We start from the raw sequence: 7,186 nt of genomic DNA, 5'->3' as shown, positions 1-7,186 counted from the left end.
AATGTGGATTGACCGCCTCTATCTTTTCCGCGAGTGAGGCAGACATCCAACTTGCGACCACCGGGCTTATCGCGGGCTTGATAAAGATCATTGCTCCGAACACCGGGTCTGAGCTGCACGTTCCGTTCGGTGGCTGAAAGGCCTCAACCTTCCCAGGCCCAAGGGAGCAAAACTCCGAGAGCGTTGCCGAGTTTTTCACTATTACAAAGAGCGTCTACCGACGAGTTGCTCCCAGGAGGCAGCCATGAGGATTACGGACTCATCCAAAATCTCTTCACTTAAGTTGATCGCTCGTGGTCCCGAATTAGCAATGGACCCTCATGAGCTTGGGACAGCGAGGCAAACACGTCACAGTTTTTCACGCGCTCTAGTTAGGCATGCCTCGCAAGAAGGATGGAAGATCTCAAAGCGCGTCTGGGAGATAGACGGGCAAGGCAGAGGCCACGCAATTATCCGAGTTGAGCTTGGTCAACATATCGCCGAGCTTGTTGTCTTCTCGCAGGTCATCGACGAGGAAATGAGAACAGACCGAGTTATTGCACAGGACTGGGATGTTACCTCGGCACTGGTTGAGGGCGAGGTTAGCCTTGAACGACTTGAGATTCTCAGAAACCACGTAACCAAGCAAGAAGATGGTCGCGCGGATGACATGACTTTAATTTGGGCAAGAGCCAACCGCAGCCAACGATTCTTTGATTATGTCTCCGACCGACTAGCCAACGGGCTGCAACCCGAAGCAGACCAGGTTAGTGACGCGGCCTATATTTTGCGCAGCACAGCGTTTTACGGCAACGGCAAGTGGGGCCTTCGTGATTTTGAGGGAATTGGCTCAAGCAACCCGCTCAGTGTCCCATATCGCGCTCAGATGCTTGCGGCCTGGCTGCTTAGAGAGTTCTCCGCTGATCTGGCCGAGCACTGCGCCAAAAGCAAATCCGAAACTGCAGTGCCATTGGCCAGAGCATGGCGAAGGTTCTTAGGTCTGGGAAACGCAACTGGGCTAGGCATGGTCCCGTACGTAATTCGTCACCCTCAAGTTATGGATGCCTGGGTGGCACTGCGTGAATTACCAATGGCACACGCTCACAGTCAAAAGTGGAGCCCCGATTCTAAAGAGTGGGCCCGAGTCTGCAGTTTGCTCGAGCGCGCAAAGCTTTATTTCTCCCAGAAAAAGTCTTTCACCACTGAGCCCTACCCATCGGGTCCAGTGCTGGCCGAATTGCTCACCGAAGTAGTTGATTGGGCAAGGCAGTATCAGGCAAGTGGTGAAATGAATGGCCTTCAGATCTCTCATCCAGCCAAAGCGCTAAGCGAACTTTCGGCAGAGCGATCCACCGAGGTTCGCCAGATCGTTGATTCGGTTTTGGTTGAAATCGACTCCTCGTTGGATGCGGACATTGAATCACTATTACTTTGCGTAGATAGGACGCAGCTGAACCCAACAATGTCGGTTGGGGAATTGCGAAAAATAATTGCAAATCAATACGGCTGGGCAAATAACTTCGATTTCAATGCTCCAGGGCAAACCTCAAGATTCTGGTTCTACTCAAGAAATAATCAGGAGCCTCGTCGTGGTTTCCGCGGCAAGGATAAAGGTCTTATTACGGAGCACCCGGTTGGCGTCGCCAAGGACGTAGTTTCTTTGATGAAGGACCTTGGGGCTGCAAGAACAGAAACCTCAACCGGCGAGTTTTTATCACTCCACCCAAAGCACTGGGGGATCATCGAAAGAATCCAGTCGGTAGAAGGCTTGGTTTATACCGAGGCGCACGTGAACCCATTGGCCGATGATTTTTTGCCGCTTGATCTTCAGCGTTTCCAGTTGGCAACCTACGGCATGGAGAACTACAACCCCCAATCCACCGATTGGCTGAGAGTGACTCTTTACAGCGGAGCACCAACGGTTAGCGACGTGCTGGAGGGTGTCGATGTCGACGACTGGCTGTTTCTGCCAAGGCCTGAGGATGTCGCATGACCAAGAATCTAGTTTTTGACGGACTACAGATCAGCAACTGGGATCGCAAAACTCTCGAGGAAGTTCGAAGAGGTGGGGTGCACGGCATCAACGCAACCTGCGCCGTCTGGGAGGGAACCCTAGAAACCATTCGAAACATTGGCGATTGGTTGGTACTTCAGAACGACTCTCCAGATCTTGCTCGATTGGTAACTAGCGCGTTTGAAATACGCGAGGCAGCAGCCGATGGAGTTGTCGGGGTGGTACTTGGATTTCAGAACACTTCGCCTTTCGAGCAGGACTACTCGACGGTTGAGATTTTCCACAAACTGGGTGTCCGAATCGCACAGCTGACCTACAACATTCAAAACTACGTTGGCGGCTCTTGCTACGACCCAGATGACTCAGGACTTACGAGGTTTGGTGCGCGAATCGTGGAGGAAATGAACCGAGTTGGAATGCTCGTTGATTTGTCTCACGTGGGAAATCGCACTTCGCTTGACGCGATTCATCATTCCATCAAGCCAGTGTCTATCACTCACGCAAACCCGCTGTGGTTTTCTGACACACCGAGGAACAAGCCAGACGAGGTAATGCAGGCTGTTGTCGATCGCGGTGGAGTGGTGGGAGCGTGTCTGTACCCGAATGTAATCGGCGGCGCCGAAACAACCCGCGAGGCTTTTTGCGACATGGTGATTCGCTTGGTGGATCAGTTGGGCCCAGAGCACGTTGCCATCGGTAGTGACTCGGCAAGAAACTGGGATTCCAGTTACGTGACCTTCCTGCGAGACGGTCGCTGGAAGCCGAAGCAAAATGTTCAGTGGCCCGAATGGAGCGCCTGGTTCCAATCCCCAGAGGACTTCCCCGCCCTTGCCAATGCCCTTTCCGACAGAGGCCTTCCCGATGAGGTTTTGACCAAGGTTCTTGGTGAAAACTGGCTAACTCTATTTGAAACTGTTTTTGAACCCGCCAGCAAGCTGGAGGGCGTCGGTCAATGATTCCACAAACTGCGGAAGCCAGAGAATCTAAGGTCTCCTTACGAGAGGTCAAGGAGGAAAGCTACCGCGCCCTGCGCGCCATTGGCTACACCTGGGGTCAAGCCCAGGTTGCTGGTCGAGTCGCCGGGCTTTCCCAGGTGCTATGGGGGACCGGCATAAGTGCGATTGTTTCAGACGGCAACAGATTTTTAGGAGCAAGAAGATCACCCAGGGTGACCGCTTCAGAACCTAATGTGCGCATCAACGCTAAGTGGACCAAGTACCCAACGTTTGCACCGCTCGCGTTTGCTCTTGTCCTGGGCAAACCAAACAGCGAAATTCACTTCAAGAGCGCCGGTCTCACAAAAGAATTTGCCACGGCACTTTGGGACATCGAAGAGGAGTCCACCGGAACATTCTTTTGGGGCAGTCAGACCAAGGGTTCTTCTAAAAATGCAGTCGGCTATTCAGTCATCGAGGGGTCGCTATATCAGCACGGTGATCCTTCTAGCGCTATCCCAAAAACCTGGTCTCTCTCCAGACAGGTAGTGCCGGCAGGCAAGCTAGTTCTCTCTTTGCAGGCCAGACAAGAAAAGATCGCGCAATCACTTCGATCCGGTGTCGTAGTCGATCCATTTGAATGGTCCGCTCTAAAAAAATTATCTTGGAAGTTCTTGGTTCCCGAATGAACAAAATAACCCGCCTCGATCACGCTGATGGCAAGCCTCGCTCTTATCCGGCAGCAACCTTGCTGGCCGATTTGGTCTTTCCATGCGGCCAAATACCGGTCAAGTCAGACGGCACAACGCCTGAGTCGATCAGCGAACAAACCGTTGTCTGCTTGGACAACCTGGAAGCCACTCTGGTTCGCGCCGGCTCTTCGCTGGATGCGATTTTGCAAATAACCGTTTACCTCGCTGCCATAGAGGACTTTGAGGCCTACGACGAGGCCTGGCGTAATCGCTTTGGCCAGTATCCGCTGCCACCCAGAACAACTTTGTTCGTCCAGGGATTTAGGGGCGAGAAAAGAATCGAACTAACCGCATTTGCTCATCGACATGGCGAGGAGGCCAAGAAATGACGAAAGGCGAACTGCCCTACCTAAGCGCCAAAAATATAGTGAAAGACTTTGGCGACAATAGGGTGCTGGACGATGTTTCAATTGACATTCACTCAGGAGACGTGATCTCAATCATCGGCCCGTCCGGCGCTGGAAAATCCACTTTTCTTAGATGCATTAACCTGCTCGAAACTCCAACAACCGGCGTGTTGTCAATTGGCGATTTTCGAATCGAGATTGGTGAGGGCCATAGGAGAGCCAGCAAAAAAGAGCTTTCCACCCTGCGCCGAAATGCTGGGATGGTGTTCCAGTCCTTCAACCTATTTCCGCACCTCACGGTTCTTGAAAATATTTCCCTGGCTCAGCGCAGAGTCTTAGGTCGAGACAAGGACGAGGCAAGAGCCAGGTCGATGGAGCTTTTGCACCGAGTTGGCCTGAAGGACAAGGCTGATCAATACCCGGGCAGGTGTTCCGGTGGTCAGCAGCAGAGAGTTGCGATCGCGCGCTCGCTCTCGCTGGACCCGATGGTGATGCTTTTTGACGAACCAACCTCAGCACTGGATCCAGAGGTGGGTGCAGAAATTCTTGCGGTCATGCGCGAACTAGCAGATTACGGAATGACCATGATGGTAGTAACTCACGAGATGGGCTTCGCCAAAGAAGTTGGTGACCGCGTCTACGTGATGGTCGACGGTCGCATTGTTGAAAGCGGTCCACCAGCGCAGGTTATGAGTGAGCCTGAGCACCCACGCACTAAGCAGTTCCTCGGTGCGGTTTTGGGTCGCTGATGATCGGCTACATTCTTCAGGGCATGATTTGGACAGTGTTTATAACCTTGTCCAGCTTTGCCATTGGCGCGGTTATAGGGGTTGCGGTGGCGGGAGCCAGAACCGCACCTCTAATAATCGTGCGAGGAATTGGCCGCACTTGGGTAGAAATAATTCGAAGCGTGCCGCCACTGGTGTGGCTATTTGTGGTCTTTTTTGGCCTTGCCGAAGTAGGGCTAAGGCTCACACCACTGCAGGCGGCAATCTTCACCTTCGGGATAATTGCGTCTGTCTATTTGGGCGAAATTTATCGAGGAGGGCTTGCAACTCTTGATCGCGGTCAGATAGAGGCCTCCAGAGCTCTGGGGCTTGGAAGCTTTGATTTGCTAACCAAAATTATTGCTCCGCAGATTTTTAGAACCGTAAGCCCGTCCATGGTGACCTACGGAATGGGCTTGATGAAAGATTCCGCTCTGGCCTCAACCATCGGTGTTGTCGAAATGACCTTCAGGGCTAACCAGCAGGCTCAAAGCACTGGGCAAGGGCTAGCCGCATTCGCCATTGTCGGCGCCGCTTATCTACTGCTGAGCATCCCACTGGGTGCATGGGCCAGGAGAGCCGACACCAAGAGTCGACTGAAATACGTGGTGAACTAATGGATATACAAACCTGGTTCGGTTACGTAATCGAATTACTTCCTGGCCTTGTTAAAGCAATGCAGCTGACAGGAATGTCATTGGCTTTGGGTTTCCCCCTGGCTTTAGTGTTTGCATTGCTGATCGACATTGCACCAAAGCCACTGAACTGGATAGTTATCGGTGTTGTCGAGGTTGGTCGCGGTGTTCCACTTTTGGTTCTTCTCTACATTTTCTACCAGGGTCTGCCGCAGATCGACATAGTGCCATCCGCGATGGTCGCAGCGGTGTCTGCCTTCACTTGGTCAACGGCCTCTTATGCCACCGAAACTATTCGCTCAAGTATTCAGAGCGTTCCCAGGGGTCAGTTAGAAGCGGCCAGCGCTGCTGGGCTAAGTGGTGTCGATAGCTTCCGCTTTGTGATCATGCCTCAGGCTGCCCGAATTGCAATTCCGCCACTGATGGGATTGGCAATAATCATGTTCCAGTTGTCCTCACTGGCCTATGTGATAACCATCAGCGAGGTAATGCAGTCTGCTTACTTCCTCGGAACCAAAACCTTCAACTACCTGCCGGTTTTCTTGGCAGCCGCCGCGGTCTACGCATCGATAACAATCCCAGCTTCGGCCTTGGTCACATCCATAGAAAGACGCCTAGCAAAACATGTCTGAGGCGACCAACACCGGATTCAATCGGAACAATCCGATTGACAAACAACGCAACGAAAGGATACACATGCCAAAGCATGCCAGCAGACTTGTTCTGCTTCTAGCTGTCTCTTCATTCGTCTTGACGGGGTGCGCCACTGAAGCCGCTCCCGAGGCGACCACCGAAGCTGCAGCAACAGCTACCGAAGAAGCAACAACCGAAGAGTGTGTGCCTGCACACCCTGGCCTCACCACTGTCGAGGCCGGGTTCCTAACGGTCGCCGCATACGAGTACCCACCGTTCTCTGCAATTGACGGCGAGTCTCTTAGCGGCGCCGAAGGTGAAATCCTTCACGCCATCGCAGAGCTTGAGTGCCTAGATGTAATGGTGCAGCCTGGAACCGGTGCAGCAATGATTCCTGCAATCGAATCTGGTCGTGCAGACACAACCCTGGGTAGCTGGTACCGCACAGCCGCCCGTGCGGAAATTGTTTTGTTGAGCAACCCGGTCATCATCGACCAGTTGACACTCATCTCCGTAAGTGGCGTTGACTCTGTTCAGGGTCTAATCGGAAACAAGGTTGGTTCAACTCTTGGATTCCTTTGGAACGAAGACCTGGAGAACATCCTTGGAGACGACTTGAGCCTCTACGAGACCACTCAGGCGCTTTATGCTGACCTTGCAAGCGGTCGCATCAGCGTCGTTGTAGATACCTTCCCATCCGGACAGGCCGCATTGAAGAGCACACCTGTTGAGGGTGCCGTATTCAATGTTCCAGCTCCAGATGACCGCGTCGTCTCAACCACCAAGCCAGGGCAGACTAACTTCCCTGTGAACCTAAACAACCCTGGACTACAGGAAGCCATAAACGACAACCTAGACACACTACGTGAGTCTGGCGTTTTGGCCGAAATGGCTGAAAAGTGGGGCTTCTCACCAACAGCTGTAGCCGAAACCGTACCGAACCTTCTATAGGTTGCTAAGCCCTAAAGCCCCGGGGGTTACTCCGGGGCTTTAGGCATGCCCTGACACAAAACTGTGCCACGTGATAACTGAAGTAAGTCTTGGCTCCGTTATCTATTCAACCTAGGTATTAGCTGTCGACATCGCTCAGTAATTAGGCAGAATGTGACAAGACAGGACCTGAC

At 52.7% G+C, this 7,186-nt stretch carries 8 protein-coding genes; all 8 read left to right on the top strand.

All coding sequences use genetic code 11. From position 1 onward, the window contains the following. Positions 1-244 precede the first annotated feature (244 nt). Genes WAO31_RS04415 through WAO31_RS04380 form a run of 8 tightly spaced genes read left to right on the top strand, consistent with a single transcriptional unit; the run spans position 245 to position 7,013 of the window. The gene (locus WAO31_RS04415) at positions 245-1,972 is read left to right on the top strand and encodes a hypothetical protein (protein ID WP_509590709.1); all 1,728 of its coding nucleotides are present in this window, start codon (positions 245-247) and stop codon (positions 1,970-1,972) included. Beyond that, positions 1,969-2,949, top strand: a complete 981-nt coding sequence (locus WAO31_RS04410; protein WP_509590706.1) for a dipeptidase — start codon at positions 1,969-1,971, stop codon at positions 2,947-2,949. The genes WAO31_RS04415 and WAO31_RS04410 overlap by 4 nt, the downstream gene beginning before the upstream one ends. Beyond that, positions 2,946-3,617: a hypothetical protein gene (locus WAO31_RS04405; protein WP_509590703.1), complete on the top strand. Its 672-nt coding sequence runs from the start codon at positions 2,946-2,948 to the stop codon at positions 3,615-3,617. Before WAO31_RS04410 ends, WAO31_RS04405 begins: the two co-directional genes overlap by 4 nt. Beyond that, positions 3,614-4,009, top strand: coding sequence for a RidA family protein (locus WAO31_RS04400; RefSeq protein WP_509590700.1), 396 nt, complete (start codon positions 3,614-3,616; stop codon positions 4,007-4,009). The genes WAO31_RS04405 and WAO31_RS04400 overlap by 4 nt, the downstream gene beginning before the upstream one ends. Next, positions 4,006-4,776 carry an amino acid ABC transporter ATP-binding protein gene (locus WAO31_RS04395; protein WP_509590697.1) on the top strand — a complete coding sequence of 257 codons (771 nt, stop codon included), beginning with the start codon at positions 4,006-4,008 and terminating at the stop codon, positions 4,774-4,776. Before WAO31_RS04400 ends, WAO31_RS04395 begins: the two co-directional genes overlap by 4 nt. After that, on the top strand, positions 4,776-5,411 hold the full coding sequence (locus WAO31_RS04390) for an amino acid ABC transporter permease (protein ID WP_509590695.1): 636 nt from the start codon (positions 4,776-4,778) through the stop codon (positions 5,409-5,411). The genes WAO31_RS04395 and WAO31_RS04390 overlap by 1 nt, the downstream gene beginning before the upstream one ends. Next, positions 5,411-6,061 (top strand): amino acid ABC transporter permease, encoded by a 651-nt coding sequence (locus WAO31_RS04385; protein ID WP_509590692.1) that lies wholly within the window; start codon positions 5,411-5,413, stop codon positions 6,059-6,061. The genes WAO31_RS04390 and WAO31_RS04385 overlap by 1 nt, the downstream gene beginning before the upstream one ends. Next, positions 6,054-7,013 carry an ABC transporter substrate-binding protein gene (locus WAO31_RS04380; protein WP_509590690.1) on the top strand — a complete coding sequence of 320 codons (960 nt, stop codon included), beginning with the start codon at positions 6,054-6,056 and terminating at the stop codon, positions 7,011-7,013. The genes WAO31_RS04385 and WAO31_RS04380 overlap by 8 nt, the downstream gene beginning before the upstream one ends. Positions 7,014-7,186 lie beyond the last annotated feature (173 nt).

This window comes from Rhodoluna sp. (assembly GCF_049276775.1).
Taxonomy (GTDB): domain Bacteria; phylum Actinomycetota; class Actinomycetes; order Actinomycetales; family Microbacteriaceae; genus Rhodoluna.
This window is presented reverse-complemented; position numbering and strand designations above follow the sequence as displayed.

Bases quoted from the DNA above. Each gene is read 5' to 3' on its own strand.
- WAO31_RS04415 (WP_509590709.1), top strand. From the start codon at position 245: ATGAGGATTACGGACTCATCCAAAATCTCTTCACTTAAGTTGATCGCT.
- WAO31_RS04410 (WP_509590706.1), top strand. From the start codon at position 1,969: ATGACCAAGAATCTAGTTTTTGACGGACTACAGATCAGCAACTGGGAT.
- WAO31_RS04405 (WP_509590703.1), top strand. From the start codon at position 2,946: ATGATTCCACAAACTGCGGAAGCCAGAGAATCTAAGGTCTCCTTACGA.
- WAO31_RS04400 (WP_509590700.1), top strand. From the start codon at position 3,614: ATGAACAAAATAACCCGCCTCGATCACGCTGATGGCAAGCCTCGCTCT.
- WAO31_RS04395 (WP_509590697.1), top strand. From the start codon at position 4,006: ATGACGAAAGGCGAACTGCCCTACCTAAGCGCCAAAAATATAGTGAAA.
- WAO31_RS04390 (WP_509590695.1), top strand. From the start codon at position 4,776: ATGATCGGCTACATTCTTCAGGGCATGATTTGGACAGTGTTTATAACC.
- WAO31_RS04385 (WP_509590692.1), top strand. From the start codon at position 5,411: ATGGATATACAAACCTGGTTCGGTTACGTAATCGAATTACTTCCTGGC.
- WAO31_RS04380 (WP_509590690.1), top strand. From the start codon at position 6,054: ATGTCTGAGGCGACCAACACCGGATTCAATCGGAACAATCCGATTGAC.